Source organism: Rummeliibacillus sp. BSL5, assembly GCF_052928305.1.
Map to the genome: position 1 here is coordinate 328,272 of NZ_JAVGCV010000001.1, position 22,651 is coordinate 350,922.

20 protein-coding genes, 1 tRNA gene and 1 pseudogene are annotated in these 22,651 nt (G+C 35.0%); 18 read left to right on the forward strand and 4 right to left on the reverse strand.

The features are described 5' to 3' along the window. Positions 1–38 precede the first annotated feature (38 nt). From RCJ93_RS01665 to RCJ93_RS01675, 3 genes are all read left to right on the forward strand, one after another. Positions 39–1,064 carry a ketopantoate reductase family protein gene (locus tag RCJ93_RS01665; protein WP_446738203.1) on the forward strand — a complete coding sequence of 342 codons (1,026 nt, stop codon included), beginning with the start codon at positions 39–41 and terminating at the stop codon, positions 1,062–1,064. A 385-nt stretch (positions 1,065–1,449) separates the two neighbouring features. After that, positions 1,450–2,013 carry a GNAT family N-acetyltransferase gene (locus tag RCJ93_RS01670; protein WP_147196744.1) on the forward strand — a complete coding sequence of 188 codons (564 nt, stop codon included), beginning with the start codon at positions 1,450–1,452 and terminating at the stop codon, positions 2,011–2,013. Positions 2,014–2,147: 134 nt separating this feature from the next. Further along, positions 2,148–3,338, forward strand: coding sequence for a hypothetical protein (locus tag RCJ93_RS01675; RefSeq protein WP_446738204.1), 1,191 nt, complete (start codon positions 2,148–2,150; stop codon positions 3,336–3,338). Positions 3,339–3,378: 40 nt separating this feature from the next. Here RCJ93_RS01675 and RCJ93_RS01680 read toward each other — a convergent pair whose 3' ends face one another. Beyond that, entirely contained in the window at positions 3,379–4,590 is a 1,212-nt protein-coding gene (locus RCJ93_RS01680; protein WP_446738205.1) for an NAD(P)/FAD-dependent oxidoreductase, read from the reverse strand. Between the two features lie 236 nt (positions 4,591–4,826). Between RCJ93_RS01680 and RCJ93_RS01685 the strand changes: the two genes are divergently transcribed. The 5 genes from RCJ93_RS01685 (at position 4,827) to RCJ93_RS01705 (ending at position 11,561) form a co-directional block, all read left to right on the forward strand. Continuing rightward, positions 4,827–6,251, forward strand: a complete 1,425-nt coding sequence (locus RCJ93_RS01685) for a hypothetical protein (protein WP_446738939.1) — start codon at positions 4,827–4,829, stop codon at positions 6,249–6,251. Further along, a complete protein-coding gene (locus RCJ93_RS01690) occupies positions 6,178–6,867 on the forward strand; it encodes a hypothetical protein (protein WP_150284951.1) in 690 nt (229 codons plus the stop codon). The genes RCJ93_RS01685 and RCJ93_RS01690 overlap by 74 nt, the downstream gene beginning before the upstream one ends. After that, positions 6,864–10,061, forward strand: a complete 3,198-nt coding sequence (locus RCJ93_RS01695) for a hypothetical protein (RefSeq protein ID WP_446738206.1) — start codon at positions 6,864–6,866, stop codon at positions 10,059–10,061. The genes RCJ93_RS01690 and RCJ93_RS01695 overlap by 4 nt, the downstream gene beginning before the upstream one ends. A 130-nt stretch (positions 10,062–10,191) precedes the next feature. Continuing rightward, a complete protein-coding gene (locus RCJ93_RS01700; protein WP_066788285.1) occupies positions 10,192–11,331 on the forward strand; it encodes a cation:proton antiporter in 1,140 nt (379 codons plus the stop codon). A gap of 159 nt (positions 11,332–11,490) precedes the next feature. Then, a tRNA-Ala gene (locus RCJ93_RS01705) sits at positions 11,491–11,561 on the forward strand. A gap of 243 nt (positions 11,562–11,804) precedes the next feature. On the opposite strand, the gene RCJ93_RS01710 is transcribed toward RCJ93_RS01705, so the two are convergent. Next, positions 11,805–12,119, reverse strand: coding sequence for a CHY zinc finger protein (locus RCJ93_RS01710; RefSeq protein WP_446738207.1), 315 nt, complete (start codon positions 12,117–12,119; stop codon positions 11,805–11,807). A gap of 108 nt (positions 12,120–12,227) precedes the next feature. Between RCJ93_RS01710 and RCJ93_RS01715 the strand changes: the two genes are divergently transcribed. The 7 genes and pseudogenes from RCJ93_RS01715 (at position 12,228) to RCJ93_RS01745 (ending at position 17,650) form a co-directional block, all read left to right on the forward strand. Continuing rightward, on the forward strand, positions 12,228–12,953 hold the full coding sequence (locus RCJ93_RS01715) for a ZIP family metal transporter (protein WP_446738208.1): 726 nt from the start codon (positions 12,228–12,230) through the stop codon (positions 12,951–12,953). 97 nt (positions 12,954–13,050) lie between these two features. Further along, entirely contained in the window at positions 13,051–13,692 is a 642-nt protein-coding gene (trhA, locus tag RCJ93_RS01720) for a PAQR family membrane homeostasis protein TrhA (protein WP_251646854.1), read from the forward strand. A 399-nt stretch (positions 13,693–14,091) separates the two neighbouring features. Beyond that, positions 14,092–15,183 (forward strand): transglutaminase domain-containing protein, encoded by a 1,092-nt coding sequence (locus RCJ93_RS01725; RefSeq protein ID WP_150284649.1) that lies wholly within the window; start codon positions 14,092–14,094, stop codon positions 15,181–15,183. A gap of 179 nt (positions 15,184–15,362) precedes the next feature. Next, complete coding sequence (locus RCJ93_RS01730; RefSeq protein WP_150284648.1) at positions 15,363–15,638, forward strand: hypothetical protein; 276 nt, start codon at positions 15,363–15,365, stop codon at positions 15,636–15,638. 91 nt (positions 15,639–15,729) lie between these two features. After that, positions 15,730–15,987: pseudogene (locus RCJ93_RS01735) on the forward strand (branched-chain amino acid transport system II carrier protein); the annotation flags it as partial. A 137-nt stretch (positions 15,988–16,124) separates the two neighbouring features. Beyond that, positions 16,125–16,346, forward strand: coding sequence for a branched-chain amino acid transport system II carrier protein (locus RCJ93_RS01740; protein WP_446738940.1), 222 nt, complete (start codon positions 16,125–16,127; stop codon positions 16,344–16,346). A gap of 197 nt (positions 16,347–16,543) precedes the next feature. Then, positions 16,544–17,650, forward strand: a complete 1,107-nt coding sequence (locus RCJ93_RS01745) for a PRK06851 family protein (protein WP_446738209.1) — start codon at positions 16,544–16,546, stop codon at positions 17,648–17,650. A 417-nt stretch (positions 17,651–18,067) separates the two neighbouring features. Here the strand turns inward: RCJ93_RS01745 and RCJ93_RS01750 are convergent, their stop codons facing one another. Continuing rightward, positions 18,068–18,475: a hypothetical protein gene (locus RCJ93_RS01750; RefSeq protein WP_147196767.1), complete on the reverse strand. Its 408-nt coding sequence runs from the start codon at positions 18,473–18,475 to the stop codon at positions 18,068–18,070. A gap of 152 nt (positions 18,476–18,627) precedes the next feature. Continuing rightward, positions 18,628–19,452: a non-homologous end joining protein Ku gene (ku, locus tag RCJ93_RS01755; RefSeq protein WP_446738210.1), complete on the reverse strand. Its 825-nt coding sequence runs from the start codon at positions 19,450–19,452 to the stop codon at positions 18,628–18,630. A gap of 180 nt (positions 19,453–19,632) precedes the next feature. Between ku and RCJ93_RS01760 the strand changes: the two genes are divergently transcribed. The 3 genes from RCJ93_RS01760 (at position 19,633) to RCJ93_RS01770 (ending at position 22,627) form a co-directional block, all read left to right on the forward strand. Next, positions 19,633–21,444, forward strand: a complete 1,812-nt coding sequence (locus tag RCJ93_RS01760) for a DNA ligase D (RefSeq protein ID WP_446738941.1) — start codon at positions 19,633–19,635, stop codon at positions 21,442–21,444. Between the two features lie 104 nt (positions 21,445–21,548). Then, complete coding sequence (locus RCJ93_RS01765) at positions 21,549–21,770, forward strand: transcriptional regulator (RefSeq protein ID WP_446738211.1); 222 nt, start codon at positions 21,549–21,551, stop codon at positions 21,768–21,770. Positions 21,771–22,330: 560 nt separating this feature from the next. Beyond that, positions 22,331–22,627 (forward strand): WXG100 family type VII secretion target, encoded by a 297-nt coding sequence (locus RCJ93_RS01770; protein ID WP_147196775.1) that lies wholly within the window; start codon positions 22,331–22,333, stop codon positions 22,625–22,627. The last annotated feature ends 24 nt before the right edge of the window (positions 22,628–22,651 follow it).

Sequence of the window (22,651 nt, forward strand, 5' to 3'; positions counted from 1 at the left end):
TAGATGTACTAAAATGAAAAAGATAAGGGGAATTTAAAATGCGAATTGCAGTGTTAGGAGCAGGTTCTTTAGGAACTATTGCCGGTGCATATATTGCTGCTGGCGGACAAGATGTAGAATTGATTGATGTTTATCAAGCACATGTGGACGCCTTAAACGAGACTGGAGCAAAAATAACAGGTACTATAGATTTTCATGCAGAGGTAAAAGCGATTACACCAGAGAATATGTCAGGGGTATATGATTTAGTGCTACTTTTAACAAAGCAGCTTTATAACCATTCAATCTTACAAGACTTATTGCCATTTTTGAATGACCAAAGCACAGTACTTTCATTGCAAAATGGTATACCTGAAGAACAGGTAGCATCTATTGTTGGGAGAGAACGAGTAGTAGCAGGTTCTGTAGAATTTGGTGCGACTTTTATTAAACCAGGTGTATCAGAGCTAACAACGGAGTTTAACCGCTTTAAAGAATATGCCTTTCAGATTGGTGAATTAACTGGCGAAGTAACAGAAAGAATAGAGCAAATCAAAAAAATCTTAGATCTTGTAGGTGGAACTCACATATCTACTAACCTAGTTGGAACAAAATGGTCCAAATTGTTAATTAACAATGCTTTTAGCGGATTATCTGCGGCTCTTAATACAGAGTTTGGTGGGGTACTTGATCATGAGATTAGTGTAGAAAGTGCAGTGCATATTGCAGATGAAACAATTAAAGTGGCACATGCTAATGGTGTGGAATTTGTTGATATGGGTGGTTTTGATATAGCTTCATTAGAAGTGAAAAGTGAAAAAGATATTCCTGAACGTATTCAAACACTTCGTGATATTATGAGATCGTCACGACTGTTAAAGGCAAGTATGCTGCAAGATTTGGAAAAGAAAAGAAAAACTGAAATTGACTATATAAATGGGGTTATTCCTCGTTTAGCACTAGAAAAAGGAATACCGACTCCATATAATGATATGGTTGTTAGTTTGGTGAAACACGCTGAAGAAACCAAAGAATTGCCGGTATTCGATTCTAATATTAAATTTTTTGAGGAATTAAATAACTAATAAATGATTTAAAAAAGGGTGTAAACCAATCCGGTTTACACTCTTTTTCTTATAATACTGGGAATCACTCATATAGATAGAAATTTGGGGTTATAATAAAACTGCAAGTACTTAATAATATTATTCTAAAAAAGTAATAGGCGTAAATGTAAAAAATTCAAAACCAAATTTATTGTTTTTAACATTAATTATTTTTTCAAAATTACAGATATTTAAGTAATTAATAAAGGTGAAAATTAATATTATCATCAAAAAGAAGAGGTGTCGTTTACATTTAGCAAATTAGGCAATAGAAGAGAGGAGAATATTATTATTTGAATTGTGTCTAACTTGTGTCTATAATGTATATATTCTATTGTAAAATAAATTCAGGGAGGTTATTCAAGTGGTATCTATTACATTAGTTCCGCATGATATAAGCTTTGCTGAAGAGATGTCTAATATGACAAGCGATCCAGCAATTCGGCAAGCTCTTGGAATGACAGATGCCCAATGCTCATTGGAAGGGACACGTGATTTTATACGCCTTGTTCAGCTAGAAGAAAGAATGGGCCAACAGGTTTCACGTATGATTTTTAATGAAAGAAATCAATTAATTGGTGTTATTTCATTAAAGTTGATTGATGAATTACAAAAAACCTGCCATATTGGTACGTGGATAGGCAAAGCTCACTGGGGTAAAGGATATAATGAATTGGCTAAGGCAGAGATATTAAAAATTGCCTTTTTACAATTAGATTTGGAATATGTATTTGCGGGAGCACGTTTAGGAAATATTCGTTCTCAAAAAGCACAAGCCAAACTACCTTATATAACATTGCATGTTGAACGGCAATTTGAACATGAATGGAAAAAACTTGAACAGCAGGAACGAACCCCATGTATCTTAAATATGATTCGAAGAGAGGATTTCTTAAACTGGTATGAGCAATATAAGGCTGTCAGCTAAAATCTTGCTGAGAATATAAAAGTTATCTAATTCACCTTTTTTGGTATTAGATAACTTTTTTCCATTGTTTGCTTTTTTCTTCTACTATCTATGGTAAATTAATAGAGAGAATGAAAATGAATCAGGAGGCATATATGAGCTTCAAGAAAATCACCGTGTTTATCGGCATAGTGTTAGTCCTTTTAGGAGGAATATTTGGTTTTCGTCATTTCAAAACAACAAAAACAAGTGCTAAAACGAACCTCACATTTCAGGATATAAGGAAGAAAGATTTTTTACATAAACAGCAGGCTGTTTTATATGCTTCTCACACAACAGAACTACTCCAAGAGGGAAAAGGGAGCGGGCAAGCTATTTTTATAGATGAGGATGGCAATGCACAACGTTTGCGATTAGACGGAGTGGAAAGCGGAAGTACATACTATCATAAAAAGAAGCTTTATATAGAAGACGCTAATCAAATTTTTTTAATCGGAAAGAATACAAAAAAACAAAAGATGCCTAGCGAATTGAGAGGTATAAAATCGGGTTATCTGCCAGCAACGGATCAGTTTTATAGCTTGTATAATACAGGTTTCAGCACGAAATATGATTACAAAACATCTATTCGTTTTGGCAATAGTAAAGAGAAACGATTCCACGTATCACAAGTCCCTAGCTTTATCTCTGGTGTAGGGGAATTATCAGATCGTTTAGTTGTACTCACCCAAAATTTAATTAATGATCATTTTTCATTGCAAGAGGTATTTCTTCGAGAAAAAGAGGCCAAAGTTATAAAACTAACAGAACTTCCATTAAAACATCCATCTAATCTAGATATAATAAGTCCGATTATGGCCGATAAAAACAGCTACTATTTTGTGATGACGGATTATCAATCAGAAAAACGAGAAGACCTTTCGTTGATTATTTATAATAGGCAAACAAAAGAAACGGAAATTAAGCCATTTATCAGCTATCGTTCAGAAGAACAAGTAGATAATGGATTGCCTAATAACTTTAACCATTCTTCTTATCTATACAAAAATCATTTTTATTATGTAAATGGTTTAGGAGAAGTGTATCGGTATAATTGTAGGGATGGAAAAATACAGAAATATTTGAACTTAGAATTTGAGTCAACAGCGAATCACAGGCTTGAGCAAGTTAGATTCCAAAATGGCCGAATCCACCATCTTTATTCAGATGAGGAAGGGAACTTTTTTATAGAAACATATAACTTGTCTTCGACAAAAAGAGAAAAACTTCAAAAAATCAAAATGAATGGTTTAATCCCTCAAAATGATAAAGATTACTTTTTAACTAGCATTGAAATATTAAACTAGAAAACGATTCTCTAAGGAGAATCGTTTTTTTATGAAGATCTTAGGATATGCCGTATTTGCGGTTCACTTGGATTGTCTTCGTTTTCCAAGAGGACTTATGAAGGATCAAATCACGAATGATTTTAGAGCCCATCATGCTATACACTGTTCCATTGCCTCCATATCCTAATAGGTAATATTGATGCTTATTCGTAGGGTGTTCTCCAACAAATGGTAAATCATCTTTCGATTCTCCAAATGTCGCAACATAGGAATATGCAATCTCTAGAGGCAACGTTGGAAATAAATTCTGTGCTTCCTCAAGCAGCTTTTGAGATTGTTTTTTTAGCAGTTCATCGCTTATATCACTATTGGGATTCTCTTCATCTAAACCGCCGACAATAATTGAACCATCTATCGTAGTTCTCAAATAGAGATAAGGACGTTTTGTTTCCCATATGAGTGCTCTTTGATACCAACTTGTTAAGTCCTTGATTGGTTTTGTTACAATGACGTACGAACGGTTGAGGATGGCGCCTTTTCTTTTACCTACTGGTGTTGGCTCATAGCCGGTTGTATAGACAATATGCTTTGTACTGAAAACACCATCTGATGTTTTAACGGATAGAAGTTCACCGTTTTCTTCGACATCTAATACAGAAGTAAACGGTAATAGGTGACCACCAAGATCTTCAATTTTTCGTAATACACCAAATATTAGTTTTAATGGATTCACTTCTGCATCATGGTATGTTAAAAGGGCGGCAGGTTTTGTAAATGGCATCTTACTGCCTATTTCATCCTTATTCCAATAGCTACAATCAAATCCATTCTTTTGTAATGTTTTATATTCGCGCTGTATTTTAGAAATATCCTCTTCCGTACTTGCATAGCAGATGCTAGGTCTTCGTATAAAATCTGCTTCATCAGGCAATTGGACAGCCAAAGCCTCTAAATCGTTCATGGCTGTATCACACGCCTTGTAAAAAGGTATAGCTGCTTTCTCACCAATTTTATCAATTAACTCACAGAGCATAATGTCATTTTCATATTGAAGCAATCCTGTGTTGGCGCTCGAACTACCTTCTCCAAATGCTCTTTTCTCTAATATAGCAACCTGTAAACCTTCTTTTGCAAGCGCATAAGCAGTTAAGCAGCCAGACATGCCTCCGCCTACTATAATAGCATCATAACTTTTAGATGGTGTTACTTCTTTCGGTTCAAAAGAAGGCACTGTATTTGGCCAATAAAGTTTTCCGTCATGTATTTCCATTTTATTCACTCGCTTTCTATAGGAGTTTTTACCCTCTTTCTCTTAAAGTGTAACGTGCTATGATATAGTTATATATAGAATAAGATACAGCTAACAGGTTGTTAAAAAGTGCATGTATAGAGTTGAACAACATAGGCGCATTTATATAGCTACTTTTCACCTACAGTGATTGAAGTATGCTCTAATTAATGACATTTTCATAAAATAAAAAATAACTGGGGGTGTAATGCGTGGAAATGTTGGAATCTTTAAAAAATATGAAGTCTATTTCAATTTTTAACGAGAACATTGAACGTGGGGAATTTCATAAAACTATGCGGGATATTGCTTCACTTTCCGGTGTATTAAATGAACTATCTGCCAAACAAATGTATCAATCACCATTGGAAATTATTCAGTTTTTGCGTGTGCTCGAATTGCTAAAACTACAAGCAGTTGGCTTAGCGGAAGCTATTGATGGTGAAGAGATGTTACTCTCTCGCTACTGCGAGTATTATCAGGAGGGCGTAGCGCCATCTAATGAGCGAGTTAAACAGATTATCAATACGCTTTCAAAGCACAGCTGGATTTCTAAGGAGTCAACGCAGCTCAAATTACTTGACCGAGGCAAAAGGATGATCGACTCATTAATCAGGCTAGCTAATGATTCACTTGCTTACCATATGCAAGATGATATCTCACGTTTGCTATATCAAGCTAAGCGAGACACAGAGATTAGTGAAGCATACGATTCTCAGGGGGTATCTGGTGATCATACGTTAGCTTCAATGATTCAAAATTTAGAAGATGCAACAGACCAAATCGAATCAAGGCAATTAGAGTTCTTGGCAGATAAAAACGCATTGCCTCAGTTAGAAAAAATTCATTTTCTCATGATGGAACTTGATAAAAAGTTATCCGAACGCTTATTAGAAGAAGAGGTATTAAATCAAAGCCCACTTATTAGCAGAGGGAAATCTTCCATCAAAAAGGGGACAGCCTTAAGTAGTAGTCTGTTAAATAAATATAATCGTTTTACTTTGATGAAAGATACCCCTTTGACAGGAAACATTTCACTTGAGAAAGTACGTCAATTTATCATTGCGATGTACGAGCCTCCTAACGAATCTAATATTCCGAATGCTCACGAAATTCTGAGCTTTATGGAGCAGGGGCTTTATGAAGATGAAGTAATTGATGGTATATGGTTGCCCATAAAATTTACAGCACCCATCAGTCATTTAGATATTGAGGACAGTATCGACTATTTGGAGAACTATGAACCTCAAATCTTAGATGAAGATATAAAGCAAAGTGAAATATCATTTGAGGAGTTATTAATCAATCAAGATGAAATAGATGAAGCTTTTCAAGAAGCATCATGGCAAATGACCAAAGCCATGATTTCAACAGATAATGTAGAACAGTATTTAGAAAATAATGAAGAAGTTGAAGTAGAACAGCTGATTATAGAATCAGCATCTCCGGGCTGGGGAGACAGCATTCGGACAATGCTCGCGCTGTCTGCATTAGTAGGCAATCACAAAATAACAGAGGAATCAAAAAAAGCAGTGCAAACATACGACAAGGAATGGGAGTGGATTAATGATGACGATAGAAAATTTACAATTAAGCAATACAACCCAGAATCTAAATCCGTTAACGATGTTGCAAAATCTTAGAGCATTTCTAACAACAGAAGAGGAGCTTGTATTTATGCAGCTATTGTTCTCTTCTTCCTCTGCCATTCGAGGTCAAAATTACGGATTGAAGAGAAAAGAAGCTGAAAAAATGCTAGGTATTAAAAATGATGATCAAGCATTTTACTCATTTATCAATCGCTTAAATCAAGCAATCTCTAGATATTTTAAAGTGATTTATGATGAAAAAAGAGACCAGTTGATTATCATGATGCGTATACCCGCTAAACAAGCAAAAACTACTTTAAATAAAGAGGCGCTTGCCATATTACTCTATATGTTTTATCAACAAGAGGTCTTAAGTCATGAATTTACGCTACTCCAGCAATTACTGACTGACTTTGGGCACGAAATGCAGCATGCAAGCCGTAAACTGCAAAATAATATAGATATTTTAAAAAAGATTGGTGCTGTAGAAGAAGTACAGCGAACACAACAGGAACAGGCATACAAGGTAACGGCGATCGGGGTGCATATGTTTTCTAATTCTTTCTTAAGAAGAGCTACAGAGTTTGCTCAATCTTCCCAGTTAAGCAAGGAAGAAGTGGTTAAATTCTTTAGACGCTATAATTTATATGAGCAGGAGGAGAACCAATGATCCCATACAGTTTGCAATTTAGTGGCATACGAGATTATAGACCAACGAAAATCTCTTTTGGTAGAGATAGTGAACATGTATTGATTGCTGGTCCAAATGGTGCAGGGAAATCAACTATTACATTCGCAATAGGAGCTGCTTTGTACTCTTCTCAAGTTGACATTGAAGGTCTCCGTTCTGCCAACTTGCCTCCTGATCAACCATGGCATGCAGAGGTATTTCTAATATTCCATAATACAGGGCTTTCACAGATTGACGCTCCGTCATATGTGGGTTTTCAGCTTTTGATACAACAAAAACCAGGAAATGTGATCCAACGGCAATACGCTGTGTATACAGGGGAATTTCCTGAAGAGATGGAGTTGACAACGACATATCGATCAGGCGATATCCAAAAAAGTAATCTATCCAAGTATAGGGAAGATTTGCAATATAAGTACCAAATACATCCAGATGTATTTTATCTTATATGGTATCAAAACGAAGTCAATCAATTTGCGGCTATGTCACCTGAAGAGCGATTTCGGCGGTTCAGCGAAATGTACCATATAGAAGAAATGCAAAGGGAATGGGAAGCAAGCGTTGAAAGCTTTAAGCAGATCGAAGCAGATTTCAAGTTAACAATTGGCAATCTGAAGTTAATCGAAAGCCAATTAAAAATGGCAGAGGATGCCTATAAACACTTTAGTAATAATAAAAAAACGCTGAAAAAAAATGGTGAGAAACATGTATGGTTAATGCACTGTATTCGAGAAAAATTACGAGTTGAAAAAAATAGACATGAAGAAGATATAGCCATAAAGGAAAGATATATAAATGGGCTAGTTGAAAAACGAGAGATCATGCAACAGCAGTTGGCAGAATTAAAGGATAGAAAGACACTAAAACAACAGCAACTGAACGAAGCGGAGCAATACATTCAACAATTGAAGAACAGTGAAAAAAAGCTAAATCAAAAAAATGAAGTTATAAAAAAACAAATTCAACGATTGCAAGAAAAATTGAAAGACACAGAACAACTCCGAAAAAAAATGATGTATTCCGAAGAAGAAATAGTCGTAGAAATGGACAAGTGTAAAATACGAGAGAAACAGCTGACTAAAGATATCGATTCATTCGTACATGAAAAAAGGCTTCATTCCAGGACAATCAACGACTTACAGTATAGAAAAGTACAAGAAGAATTATCGATACAGTCTCTTGATGAGCGAGAAGACGACTATCAAAATATATTATCTCTTTACATAAGCAGCCATCAAGTAGAAGTAAAGCTATTGGAGAATAAAAAGGAATATAATGATTTAGCAAAAGAATTGCCAAGAATTGAAGAAGCAGAAACAATTTTGACTGAAGAAATTAAGTTGCTAAAACAAGATAAAATGCTATCCCGTCGCCAATTAGATGCAATATCGATCCTTAGGAAACAAGGAATCACTGCCTATACATTGAGAGATTTAGTAGAGTTAGATGAACGTGCAACTTTGAAAGATGAAATAGTGCTTGACCCTATTAAATACACTATATTTTACATGGCAAGGACATGTGAGCCCGCGAATGATTTATACCATGTGCCTTTGCCATCCATTATACCAACTAAGTTTATAGACAGTTTGCCGACAATAAAATTAAAAATAAAAAAGGGACTCAAAGAGCAAGAAGTGATTTTAGCATCAAAAGTACTTTTTTGGGTGGATCAATTTTTACAAACCACCCCTCTCTTGAAGATAAATGGCATTGAAGATGTACGAGGCGTCAGAGGGAGACAGGAAAAGGATACATTCATTCTTAGTCCGAGATCCTCAGAAGAAAGATTGATTTTACTACAAAAAAAATTCGAACAAAATCAACAAAAAAAATTGGACATCAATGTCTATTTAGCCAAATATGAAAAAGAAATTGGTGACTTGCAAAGTGTATTAAAAGATGTAAAAAAAGCAGAAGCATTCAATTTAGAGCTAGACCAACGAAACGATAAGATAAAGCTTATTGCAGAAATAAACAAGCAGCTGGAAGAACAGCAAAATCAATCAGAGGATGTACAAGAGAAAATAATACAGCTACAGCAAGAGTTCGCATTTGTAGTGCACCGTATGCAATTTCTAGAGCAACAACTTGATATTTATTCGCGGATTGGTGAATTAAAAGAAGAACAGCAACAATTAACCAACCTAGAACAAGAAGAAAGAGACATACTAGACAAATTACATCTTATTAGAGCAAGTAAAGAAGAGTATTATGTTAAAGTGCAATCATTGCATGACTTTACAAGAGATTTTAACCGCAATATAAGAGATTTAGGGTTTGATATAGATGACAATAAACGGGAAATGACTAATGTGGAGAAGGATAGAACACATTTAGAAGAAAAAATAGAAGCTAATCAAGCGGAAATTACCCGCTACGAAATTCTTCTGCAGGAGCTAAAACACCTAATTCCTGATTTATACAAAGTAGCAATGCAGAAGCAAATTGATACTAGCCAGTCGATGCCAATACTGCTCTCGGAAAATGAAAAAGCGCGAGTTGCCTTTGAAAATGCACGTAAGGGAGAAGTTGATCCACAAGCCGAAGAAAACTATAAAAAACGGAAAGAAGAGTACGAGAAAAAACAATATGATGCCGCTTTGATGGAAGAATTAGTAGAAGAAAAAAGGCTTTTGTTAGTAGATAAAGAAGATAAGTTGGATACAAAGGTCCATGTACTTGTTGAAGCTTTGAACAAGAAATTCCAAACCTATATGAGCCTATTTAACTTCAAAAGCCAAATCATGTGGGAACGATATGAAGACAAACGGGGACGAGCTATATTTAAATTATATGTAAAGGCGCATAAAGCAGGACATGGCAGAAGGTTAGAAGATGTGAGTGTAAAAGCGAGAAATGGAAAATATGGAAAGGGTGTATCGGGCGGGGAAGAATCATTAAGCTCACTCCTATTTGCACTCACCTTATTGCAACATTTAGATACAACACCAGGTTATATAATACTAGATGAATTTGATAGTGCATTAGATGAAAACCGAAAAGAAAAAGTTTTTGAATTGTATGCTAGAGAACTAGAGCGCAAGCTTATTATCCTGTCACCTAAAGCACATGATGACAGGTACTATGAAAAGTATAGCAAGGTTTTCATCGTCCAGCATGACGCTGTAAAAGTGGAAAGTGCAATCAAAGGTATACAGCTTGTAAAATAAGACTAATTCTTTTACAGATGGCATGGAGTATAGTATACTAGATGTATAAATTAATATTTAAATGTAACACATGGTGGAGTCAGTCAATCTGGCACCGCCATGTGTTTTTTTATTTTCAAGGAGGGAAAATATGTTTATTTTACAAATTGTGCTTGTATTACTAGCGACTAAATTGGCCGGCCATTTGAGTGTTAGGCTAGGGCAGCCATCTGTATTAGGGAAGATTATTATTGGTATTGTTATTGGACCTGCTTTATTAGGATGGATTGACGATACGGATATTGTGAAACAATTCAGTGAAATCGGTGTTATCCTCCTTATGTTTTTGGCGGGACTTGAAACAAATTTATCAGATTTAAATCGAAATAAAAAGGCGGCGTTACTAGTTGCAGTAGGTGGTATCATTGTTCCTATTTTATTGGGATATGCAGGATCCATTTATTATGGCTTATCAACAGCGCAAGCTATATTTATAGGATTGCTTTTATCCGCTACTTCTGTCAGCATTTCGGTCCAAACATTAAAAGAACTTGGTTGGTTAAATAGTAAAGAAGGTTCTACTTTGCTAGGTGCGGCAGTTTTAGATGATATTATTGTCGTCGTCATGCTGGCAGTAGCAATGAGTTTCTTTGGGGACTCTGATGTTAGCATTACTTGGTTGATAGGTAAAAAAGTCATCTTCTTTGCTATCATTATTTTAGTATCAATCTGGGTTGTACCTGCGTTTTTGAGACTGTTTTCAAAATTAAAAGTAACAGTGCCATTGCTTAGTGGTGCGTTAATTATTTGCTTTGGCTTTGCCTATTTCGCAGATTCTCTAGGCATTGCAGCGATTATTGGATCGTTTTTCGCGGGGATTGCCATATCTCAGACCAAATTTAAAGAGGAAATTGAGGAAAAGGTTGAGCCGATTGCAAATGGCTTATTTGTACCATTTTTCTTCGTAAGCATTGGCTTATCCGTTAGTTTTGCAGGTATCGGAAATCAAATATGGCTTATCGTTGTATTTTCATTGATTGCGCTTCTTTCGAAATTCATCGGGTCGGGTCTTGGCGCAAAAATGTCAGGCTTTTCTATGCGATCATCAATGGGTATCGGAGCAGGTATGATATCTCGTGGGGAGGTAGCATTAATTATTGCAGCAATGGGACTAGATTCAAAACTATTGCCAACAGAGTATTATACGCCAATGATTATTGTTGTCGTTATTACAACATTAGCTACACCACCACTCCTTAAAGGAATATTTGGGAAGAGACAAGAAAATTAGAATACAAAAAACGCTCAATCATATGATTGGGCGTTTTGTCTATAGACTTAAGATTATTTCTAACTAATAACAAGATAATATTCTCTTGTTTGAAACACAGAGAATAATATATAATAAATCTATAAAAACGGGGCATTAGCAAACTCCAAATATTTTCTCGGGGATATAGTATAGCGGGAATACGCCACAATGGCATTGTGGAATCAGGGGTTCGATTCCCCTTATCTCCATTAAAATTACGTTGTTTTTAGGTCGATTTTTTAACCAACACACTCCATCAATTCAGTAATTTGAATTGTGGGGTGTTTTTTAGGTTTTTGGATAAATCAATTAAAAGCCAATGTTCAAACAGCGTTAAGTACACAAATGCAAAGGAGAAAAGATGATAATAAAAAATTAAACCAAAATATATTTAATGTCACATATACGTCGGTTTTTATAGTAGAAACGGGTCAATTAAATTTTAAAAATTATCAATCCATATCAAAATAAATCGGGTAATGATTTACACAGCCGTCATTAAACTTTGCATTGCAAGAGGGGCAGTGATTTGAATTCATATACTGATGAATAGTGAGCTCAGTTTTACAAACCCCACATAATATGGCTTGTACATCAAACATTTCTTTGGTCCATTTTTGAATTGGATGATTGGCGTTTTCATCATGGCATTTATAACAAGGATAATATTCACCGCAGCAAGCAAATTTGATAGCAATGACATCGAGAACTGTATGATAGTGAGTACACCTTGTTTCTTGATCAATAACATTTCCTAAGACTCGCAATTTACAATCTCCTTCAAGTTTTTCTACAATTGTAACATATCCCTTTCCAACAACTTGAATAAAATGAAGTTTACATCCATATATTTAACAGAATGTGGAGGTGGATAGATGGGGATAGGCATTATTGGTTTTTTGGCAACTGCCAGCGGCCTTGGTGTTGGAGGTATACTTGCAACTCTTTTTAAAGGAACAATACGAAAAGCGGCTGCTATTAATGGCATTTGTGCAGGTATTCTACTGGGGCTGCTTATTATCGAAATCATTCCAGAAAGCTTACAGTTAAGTGGTGTGATGATATTTGGCATAGGTGTACTTTGGGGAATTATTGCGTTTAGCGTATTGCATGGATTCATGCACGGTGAGATGGAATCAATGAATTTTCAAAGGGAGCAACATGGTAGGGCAGGAGCTATTTTAGCCTTAAGTATAGCAATTCACAATCTACCTCTAGGTTTGTCATTAGGATTCGGCGAAACAACTGGAATGAGTAGTTCATTACTGTTTCCTATAATTTTACATAATATTCCTGAAGGGCTGGCAATATTTATTCCTTTATCGCTTGCAAAGATATCATTTAAAAGACACATATTCATTCTGCTAGCAGTATCATTTCCAGTAGGACTTGGAGCAATTCTAGGGAGTGTCATTGGAGCGTCCTATCCAATTTTTTGGGCTATTCTTCTTAGTTTCTCTATAGGAATGATTATAAGCGTAGTTTGGAAGGAAATTATAATGGAAGCAGCAGGACGCACTTCATTTTTATATGTTTTGAAATATCTTATTTTGGGTATGTTTGTCATGGCAAGTTTTCTTTTCTTTTTTCCACCAATATGATAATTGTAATAGTCGATGAGTGACATTGGGCAGTTGGAAAAATACCTAAGAACTCTCATAATAATTATACAAGCAACAACAAAAGGGGGGAAAAGTTATGAGCGAATCAATAAATATGGCAGAACACGATAATCATAACGAGGAGTTTTGGAATGTCATCACACATGGTGTAGGATTTTTGCTTTCCATTCCCGCTTTATTTTTGTTAATGCACAAAGCGAATCTTGTTTCATCATCAATATATATGGCAAGCTTTATAGTATTTGGATTAACAATGATGATTCTTTATCTGTCTTCCACTTTATTTCACGGATTCAAGAAATATAAGCATATTTTTTCAAAATTAGATCACTTTTCTATTTATCTTTTCATAGCAGGTACATATACGCCAATCGCACTAATTGGGGTTGGGGGCAAGCTAGGCATAACCATTTGCTTGATTGAATGGATTCTGACATGTATTGGAATTGTCTGTAAATGTTTCTTCATCTATCGCTACAAAAAGCTATCCTTATTATTCTATATAAGTATGGGATGGCTTGTAGTTATTGCTATTAACCCATTAGTTGCTCATATTACATGGACAGGATTTTTGATTTTGCTAGCAGGTGGCATTTTTTATACAGTCGGTGCTTATTTTTACCAAAATAATAAAATTCCCTACAACCATGCAATTTGGCATTTGTTTGTCTTAGCAGGTAGTGCATCGATGTATTGGTGTATTATTGATTATTTATAAATTTCAAAAGCGCAAAAGGCTGGAACATAAAAAATAGCTCCTTCCAATGTTGAATAATTGAACTTTATATAATCATTATAAATGGAACGGAACACAGATGATCGTAATTTTATGTAAGTTTTTCATTATGACTACATTCAAGAGAAAAATTATTAAAAGAAAACCGGCAAATGTGAAATTGATTTCACATTTGCCGGTTTTTTTAATACCTAAAATACTCTTGTCTCAGTATCTTTTCTTGTGGCAAATATCAAGATACTGCATAACATAAACAATACGTTGGATAGAGTGGCAAAATATGCTTCTTTCAATTTAGTGATTTTGTATTATAGTTAATATATAGATTCACTTAAAATGATATGTTTTTGATAGATTATAATATTGAAAGAAGGAAAGCATATGAAGAAATTTCTTGCCGTATTGCTTGGAATCTTCATTTTTTTAGGTGCTGCCATTTATTATATCCATTTAAATGTATATGCATCAGGTGGTACGCCGAAAGTTGAGTCACAGCAGCAATTAAAGCACGAAATCTTAAAAAACTTGAATGAAGTAAAACCAGAGTTCACCATTCAAACAAAATACCCCATCTATAAGGCTAAAGAAGCAGAACAACAGCTGAAAAGCGTCTTCAAAGAAATAAGTTCTGTCGGCAATTATGGTTTTGGCAATTTAGATGGTTACTCTTACTATATATCTTCCAATATGGGCTTTACTAAAATCGAAATAAAAACATTCTATTTAACTACTGCAGATCAAGAGAAAAAGATACACCACAAAGTAAAAAAAATAATTCAAAATAATCATATTCAGAAGATGACGGATTTTGAAAAGGTATTTTTCATCAATGGCTATTTGGCCTCCCATATTGAGTATAGCGAAAATGCAACTCATGGTGGTCATTCTGCATATGCTGCATTATTTGACCATAAAGCAGTATGCCAAGGGTACGCATTAGCTGCAGATTTGCTTTTAAGAGAATCAGGACTGCAAACCAAATACATTACAGGTAAAGTTAAAGGTGAAAACCATGCCTGGAATAAAGTAAAGCTGGATGGTAAATGGTATAACCTTGATATCACTTGGAATGACCCTATGCCTGACCGAGGTGAACGTTACAGACTTAACTACTTTTTGATTAGTGATAATCAACTTGCAAAAGATCATATGTGGAATTATGACTCGCTTTTTCAAGCGAAAAGCAAAAAATACGAAGGTTTGATGAATGCTCAAGCATTTGCAGTAGACAACAATAATGTTTTTTATACATTACCAAATGAATCAAACCTATATAAGTGGAATACAACAACAAGTCAAAAATCAGTTCTTCTTCAGCACGTGATGCCTCTACAAAATATAGAGGCAAAGGACAACTGGTTACTATTAAAAGACTACACAGGCAATATGTCCAAAGTGAAAGAAGATGGAACACAATATAGCGGAACGATTTTCGCAAGCATTAACCAATATACAGAGTCAGCCAGCAAATGAATTGCAAAATGGTTAAATGTATTAAAAAGTCTAGTATATATTTAGATTAACTTTTATCAAACCTTTCGAACTGCTTATAGTTTGAAAGGTTTTTTACTAGTTCTATAAAGTTTGGTTACGTCCAGAGTTTTGAAAATTGTTATATTATAATAGAAAAATATCCAAAAGGAGTGCGAGGGATGCACTTACAAGGAATTACGCCTCTACATGATTATGAGAATATTTTGATCGTTAATGAAGAAGGAAGAACAATCTTTTATGATATGGCTGATCTATCTATACTTCAACATTTAGGATTTAAAACTGAGAACTTCATTGGGGAAAAAGTGACCCATCTATATAAAGATTTACCTAACGAAGAAAGTACCATATTAAGCGTGCTTCAATCAGGGGAGCCGCTGTGTGGTGTAACCCAGCGATTAACCGCTCAGAGTGGTTTTTCATATTCTTCCTGAAATGGCTAACACCTATTCTTATTGTTTTAGTCATCATCGTTTTTAAAGGTATGTTTAGTCCAATTGGTATGCCGGCTCCTCCTTCAGTGAAAGATGCTTTTTGAATGCCTTTATTCATGCATACCAAACTGGAGATGTCGTAACAGGCATTTTCTGTGCACCCATCTTTATCGCTGCCATAGTTGGATATGGTTATAAAGGTGCTTCTATGAAAAAGATAGCATGGCGAGGAGTAGCAATTGCTGGGGCAGGCTTATTCATTGTCTATGGAGGTTTGGTATACCTTGGGGCTACAGGGAGCAGTGTATTTCCAAAAGATTGGCTGATACAGCGCTTGTTTCGGAGCTAGTCCACACAATCTTGAGGGACTTTGGAGGTGTACTCTTAGCGATCGCCATTGCTTTGGCATGTCTGACGTCGCATTGTATTAATCTTGCTTGGTACATTCAATCGGTTCATACCTAATTCAGGTTCCTAAGAGGAGCGATACTTTTGACGTTTATTGTTAGTCTTGTTGAGACATTTGGAGGGATAGGTATTAAAGTGCCATTGCTATTTAATGGCTTAGAGTATTTGCCACTCAGTGACAATAGATTTGCTTGGTTGGTTCCCGCCATTTTAGGATTTGTAGCAGGCGGTCTATTATATAGAAAGAAATCATCTCAACATGAATTAAATGATGCTTTTGAAGATCGGGAAAAGGAATAATTAAAATTAGAGAAGATACAATAGGTAGAATAAAATTAGAGTTGAGTATGATTTATTTCTTTTGAGGACAAGAAATCAGCAATTTTTAGATGAAGTAATGTTTCCCCGCTTTTAAATTTGCTAGGCAGTCACCTATAGGCACCCCTTAGCATATGCTAATTAAGTAATACATCTACTATGAGAGGGGCAATACATCATTGAAAGGAAATGAATTTCATTATTTTGCAGGAGGCAATACCTCAAAGGGTTTTTATAGTTTATTTGAATCTGCACTTAACAAGTTAGAAAAGTTATACATCTTAAAGGGAGGACCAGGAAACGGCAAGTCGACTTTAATGAAGAAGATTGCTGGGTCAATGGTGGCAGCAGGCTTTGATACAGAATATCTTCACTGTTCATCAGATGCTGATTCATTGGATGGTATAGTCATCCCTTCTTTAAAGATTGGAATAGTTGATGGAACAGCACCCCATGTAATTGAGCCAAAGATTCCGGGTGCTGTTGAGGAATACGTTAATCTAAGTGCAGCATGGGATACCAAACAGCTTGCAGAAAATAAGGATGTCATTCAACAATTATCTGCTGAAAAACAACAAGCTTATACTAGTGCGTATGAAAACTATAACAAGGCGCTTGCAATCCATGATGAATGGGAAGCTATATTTATCAGCAATACAGACTACGATCAGTTAGATGAATTAGCAGAAGATCTTCAAAAACAATTTTTTGGCGATCTAACTTTAAATAAAGATTCTGCAATCTTTCATAGATTCTTAGGTGCTGCAACACCTATCGGAGCAGTGGATTTTGTACCAAACCTTACAGAAGGTCTGCGCAAGCGCTATTTCTTAAAAGGAAGACCAGGTACTGGTAAATCTACACTACTCAAAAGATTAGCTAAAACGGCGAAAGCTAAGGGCTTTGACGTAGAAATATACCATTGTGGTTTTGATCCAAACAGTCTAGATATGTTGATTTTTAGAGAATTGGGTATAGCAATCTTTGATAGCACAGCGCCTCATGAATATTTTCCTACCCGGGAAGGTGATGAAATCATTGATTTATATAACCTAGCCATCACTTCGGGTACAGACGAAAAATATGAAAGCGAACTTCAAGAGATTCAAGAAGCCTATAAAAGTTCAATGGATGAAGCGACAGTCTACTTGGCAAAAGCAAAAAATGCACATGAAAAACTAGAAAACATTTATGTAAATGCTACTGATTTTAAGATTGTCGACCAAATTACAACTCAATTAGAGGAAGCTATTCAAAATAAAGCTGAAGTGTTCAATAGATTGTAATAAACCCTCAGCCCCTAATAACAACACCAACTTGATGAGACATTAAAACAACTGATATTAGAGTTAGAAAATTGGGGAACGAAATACTAACTATTAAAGAAACACAGGAAAAGGTTATTCAACTTATTACTGAGAAGCTTAAATAACGATTAGTTGGGTTATCTTTATTAAGCTCCAATTTGATGCTTTAAGCATTAAGTTGGAGCTTTTATTTTTGATAACAAATGGTGGTTCACAAGCTGAAATTTAATAGTTTACATAATTATTATGAATGAAACTCAATGTCGAATAACCGTTGTCGAAATTTGGTTGGTAGTTAAAGTGATACTTAATTAAAAAGTAAACAATTCCTGTACTTCATTCGACATGATTCACCAGAATGAGATAAAAGGGCAAGTAAAAAGGTTTTCTGTCGAACTATAAAAATTTCTTTTGTTGAGCGACTTTTCTAACAGGCTTAAAGAAAGATTTATACTGAAGCAATGTATACATCATCACTATTACAGTCCAAACAACAAAAAGAGTGCCGAAAAGATTAAAGAAGGAATGAGAAGCGAGAAAAAATGTATACCAACTCAATAGACAAAAAATAATCATTCCAATATATGCCCACTTCTTTAATTGCATATAGCCGTATGCTATACCCAATACAATGCTGGCTAGCAATATACGAAGCAAATCCTCTGGAAAGTCAGAAATGCCGAGAATAGGTGCGTGTTCAATTGAAAGAGGCAACTGCTGGGTAAAAAAAGTAATGAATATTAAGAAAGTGCTTCCTAAGATGAATAAAAAGCTAATATAAGTAACTCCCGCTGGCCTTTCCATTTTAAACCTCACTTTCTTAGAACAGATTTCTTTAATATATAATGAAAGTACTCTAAGTATGTCTTTAGAATTAAACCTTTTAAGGCATCTTGAAATCGACTTAATAAGGAAATGCTAAAAGACCTTCAGAATTATCTCTGAAGGCCTTTAACTTAAGAAGTTTTTTCTTTCAAAGTTTTGCGTTTACGTGTTGTTTTCTTCGGCTTTGTTTTATCAAGGGATGCTTGTAATGCTGACATTAAATCCGTGACATTATCAGGCAAAGGCCGCTTAGCTTCAGATGCAGTAACCGTACTGTCTGCTTTTTTCTCTTCAATTAAATCCATCAAACGCAGACGATATTCATCCTGATATTTATTAGGGTCAAATGCTGTTGTGAGTTGATCCACTAATAGCAAAGCAGTGTCCAATTCTTTTTGAACAACAGCTTGTTCACTTGGAATGTTTGGTACTTCACCGATGCTTCTTACTTCATCTGGAAAGTGAATGGTTTCCATTACAAGTGCATCTTTAAACACTCTTACGATGGCTAATTGTTCTTTTGAACGAATAATTATTTTGGCCACTCCGATTTTACCTGATTCTTCTAGCGTTTTTCTTAATAAAGTGTATGCTTTATTGCCATTAGCATCTGGTGACATATAGTAACTTCTTTCAAAATAGATTGGATCAATTTCTTGAAGTTTTACAAAATCGATTATTTCAACTGCCTTGTCTTCATTTTCTTTTCGTAAATTCTCAAGGTCTTCTTGATCTAATACCACAAACTTATTTTTTGCATACTCATATGCTTTAACAATTTCATCCTCTGTGACCTCTTGATCACACCCCTCACACACCTTTTTATAGCTGATTGGAGTATTGCATTTTTTATGAAGCTGGCGTAGCTTCACATCTTTGTTTTCTGTTGCAGCATGCAATTTGATTGGAATATTTACCAATCCAAAGCTGATACTTCCTTTCCAAACGGTATGCATAATCATCACCCTCTTTTCCTTTAGTATTGAATGGATGTTAGGTTTTATGTATGTCAAATTAAATTAAGTGAAAACTACTGAGCGTATAAGCTTTTCATATCTAACAAAATGGGGACGTAATTAATGCTAGTTGATTCAGGATAAATGGAAAAAGAAAGAAGGTGCACTCTTTTGAAACCAATGCTTTTAACTGCTACAGAGACTATTCCTTCTGGTGCTGACTGGCTATTTGAAACAAAATATGATGGGTTTCGCTGCATTCTTGAATGGAATAAGGATATAGAGCTATATAGCAGGAATGAAGGGAATCTAAGTAAGCAATTTCCTGAGATTTTAGATTTTTTAGCAACTATTAAAGAGAAAATGAAAAGTTATTTACCATTAGCTCTGGATGGCGAGCTAGTTTATTTAGCCAATGATTACAAAAGTGAATTTTCCATCGTACAAAGCAGAGCGCGTCTTCGTAGCAAGGAAAAAATTAATGATCAACGCAATCATTTTCCATGTCAATTTGTTGTTTTCGATATATTACAAATAAAGGGAAAAGATATCACGAATCTTTCTTTCTTAAAGCGAAAAGAAAAGCTAAAGGAACTATTTGAAAAAGTATCATTACCGGTTACTGTAATGCAAAATAATTTAGCATCAGTGCAAATGGTAGAACCTTTTGAGGATCCCGATCAATTGTGGAAACAACTAGTTATATATAATGGGGAAGGATTGGTTGCGAAAGAAATATCAAGCCAGTGGATAGAAAATACTCGTACCAATAGCTGGCTAAAAATAAAAAACTGGCGATATGTAAATGTTATGGTTACCGCATATGAACAGGAAAATAACTTTTTTATAGGAAGTGTTCTTAGTGAAAAAGAATTTGTAGAAGTTGTAACATTTAAACATGGCATGAAAGAAGAGGAGATAAAAATTCTTTCCCAGTTATTCAAACAAAATGGAGTCAAAATAAACCAAAACCGATGGGGGCTATCTCCATCGATTGGTGTTAAAATTGCCTGCATCGATTTTGTTGGAGGGAAATTGAGAGAGCCTAGATTTGAAGCATTTCAGTTCAATATAGAGCCAGAAGATTGTACATGGCATAAACTGGAAAAAGATCTATATCCGCTACCTTCCTCTGTTGAAATAACTCATCCTGACAAACCAATTTTCCCATTGGTAAGGATTGAAAAGGATGATTATTTGTACTATTTGCAAGTTATTTCCCCCTATCTATTGCCATTTTTATTCAATCGTCCACTCACACTAATTCGTTACCCACATGGTGTGCCGGGGGAAAGCTTTTACCAAAAAAGTGCCCCAGCCCAAGTACCTTCATTTGTGACAGTAAAAGATAATCAGCTATATTGCAATAATGTTGAAACACTTCTTTGGCTTGGAAATCAACTAGCAATTGAATATCATATTCCTTTTCAGCCAGTGAATTCAAATGGTCCTACGGAAATTGTCTTTGATCTTGACCCTCCCTCTGTTGAAGCATTTCATTTAACCCTTGAGGCTGCAAATCAAATGAAAGTAATTTTTGATGGGCTAGGTTTCTTATCTTTTATAAAAACATCAGGAGGTAAAGGAATGCAGATCTATATTCCATTACCTGCAAATTCTTTTACCTATGAAGACACTGGATTGTTTACAAAGTTTATCTGCGACTTTTTAATCGAACAAACTCCATCACTTTATACAATTGAGCGGCTCAAGAAAAATAGGAGGAAAAAACTCTACTTGGATTATGTACAACACCGTGAAGGAAAAACCATTATCGCTCCTTATTCACCGAGGGGGAACGAAAGCGGGTTTATTGCAACTCCTCTTGAGTGGGAAGAAGTGAAACCAGGCTTAACACCGGACCAATTTACAATACCAGACATGATCGAAAGGGTACGCGCTAAGGGAGATCTATTCCGTCATTTTCGGAAGAATGTGAACAACAACGAGGAAGCGCTAACGCGATTTTTGAGCGGATTAAAAGGTGAGTAAAGAGAACGACTATTATAAAGCCATACCAAACATTACTAATTGAAGTGAGTACGTTTGTTCGGTATAATTAATAAGAACATATATTCTTATTTTGGAGGCGTGAAATGAAAGAGCAGCTGATAAAAGCCATGCAGTATAACCAATTGATCGAGGTGGTATATATGGCTAAGGGTGGTAAAATGACTAAGAGGCGAGTTCGAGTAATTAAGATTGTAGGCAACAAGTTTCAAGCGTATTGTTTCAGTAAGGGTAGTATACGCACGTTTATCATTGAGAATGTTCTCGCTATGTTTCCAGTAGTCCGTCAAGAGAAAAAAGTGATATAAAAAAAGAAAACTCCTCAAGGATTTTTAATATAGATTATAACCTTCAAAGCAAAAACGTCAGTATACTTGCTTGGAGGTTTTTTTGTAAAATAATATACCCTATTTAATTATTTTAATATAATTTTATATCCATTATTATGCTGTATTTATATGTAATTGGATAAATAAGAGAAAAGAAAGAGAAGCTCAGTTAGTTTATAGAGCAAATGTACTTGGAGTATTATATAGCTTGAAAAGATATTTTCTAATATTTAAGATAGTTTTAAGTATTTTTGCCTATTTAATTTTAAAAAATTGTCCGATAGTTAGCCCTCTAAAGAGGGCGTTGAGAAAAAAAGGTACTTTTGGATTAAAGTGAGTATCATTTACCATTATGGAAAAAAGCTCTTGATATAGCTGGTTTCATACATAAGGAATATGTTATCTCATATTCGAGATTATAAGTATATTAATATAATTTATGTTGACCATATTGACCTTGTCAAATAAAATTTTTATAGTAATCAATTTTCCATTTGCTAAGTATGGAGGAAATTTTAAGAAATAAGGAGCTGTTGAGAATGTCAGGACAAATTCGTATGACCCCCCAAGAACTAAAAAGTAAAGCTACAAAATATGGGTCAAGCAGTGATCAAATTAGAACAATATTAGATGAGTTATCAAACCTTCAAGAACAATTACGTTCTGAATGGGAAGGTAAAGCATTTGAACGATTTGACGACCAATTCGAACAACTGAAACCAAAGGTTAAGAACTTTGCACAACTACTTAATCAAATTAAAGATCAACTTGACCAAACAGCAGATGCTGTAGAACAACATGATGTACAACTTTCTAAAAACTTCGGATTACAATAAAAATTCGTTATCCAGCATTTTGCA

Coding starts and splice junctions, on each gene's coding strand:
- RCJ93_RS01665 (WP_446738203.1), top strand. CDS start 39: ATGCGAATTGCAGTGTTAGGAGCAGGTTCTTTAGGAACTATTGCCGGT.
- RCJ93_RS01675 (WP_446738204.1), top strand. CDS start 2,148: ATGAGCTTCAAGAAAATCACCGTGTTTATCGGCATAGTGTTAGTCCTT.
- RCJ93_RS01680 (WP_446738205.1), bottom strand. CDS start 4,590: ATGGAAATACATGACGGAAAACTTTATTGGCCAAATACAGTGCCTTCT.
- RCJ93_RS01685 (WP_446738939.1), top strand. CDS start 4,827: ATGTTGGAATCTTTAAAAAATATGAAGTCTATTTCAATTTTTAACGAG.
- RCJ93_RS01690 (WP_150284951.1), top strand. CDS start 6,178: ATGACGATAGAAAATTTACAATTAAGCAATACAACCCAGAATCTAAAT.
- RCJ93_RS01695 (WP_446738206.1), top strand. CDS start 6,864: ATGATCCCATACAGTTTGCAATTTAGTGGCATACGAGATTATAGACCA.
- RCJ93_RS01700 (WP_066788285.1), top strand. CDS start 10,192: ATGTTTATTTTACAAATTGTGCTTGTATTACTAGCGACTAAATTGGCC.
- RCJ93_RS01715 (WP_446738208.1), top strand. CDS start 12,228: ATGGGGATAGGCATTATTGGTTTTTTGGCAACTGCCAGCGGCCTTGGT.
- trhA (WP_251646854.1), top strand. CDS start 13,051: ATGAGCGAATCAATAAATATGGCAGAACACGATAATCATAACGAGGAG.
- RCJ93_RS01725 (WP_150284649.1), top strand. CDS start 14,092: ATGAAGAAATTTCTTGCCGTATTGCTTGGAATCTTCATTTTTTTAGGT.
- RCJ93_RS01730 (WP_150284648.1), top strand. CDS start 15,363: ATGCACTTACAAGGAATTACGCCTCTACATGATTATGAGAATATTTTG.
- RCJ93_RS01750 (WP_147196767.1), bottom strand. CDS start 18,475: ATGGAAAGGCCAGCGGGAGTTACTTATATTAGCTTTTTATTCATCTTA.
- ku (WP_446738210.1), bottom strand. CDS start 19,452: ATGCATACCGTTTGGAAAGGAAGTATCAGCTTTGGATTGGTAAATATT.
- RCJ93_RS01760 (WP_446738941.1), top strand. CDS start 19,633: ATGCTTTTAACTGCTACAGAGACTATTCCTTCTGGTGCTGACTGGCTA.
- RCJ93_RS01765 (WP_446738211.1), top strand. CDS start 21,549: ATGAAAGAGCAGCTGATAAAAGCCATGCAGTATAACCAATTGATCGAG.
- RCJ93_RS01770 (WP_147196775.1), top strand. CDS start 22,331: ATGTCAGGACAAATTCGTATGACCCCCCAAGAACTAAAAAGTAAAGCT.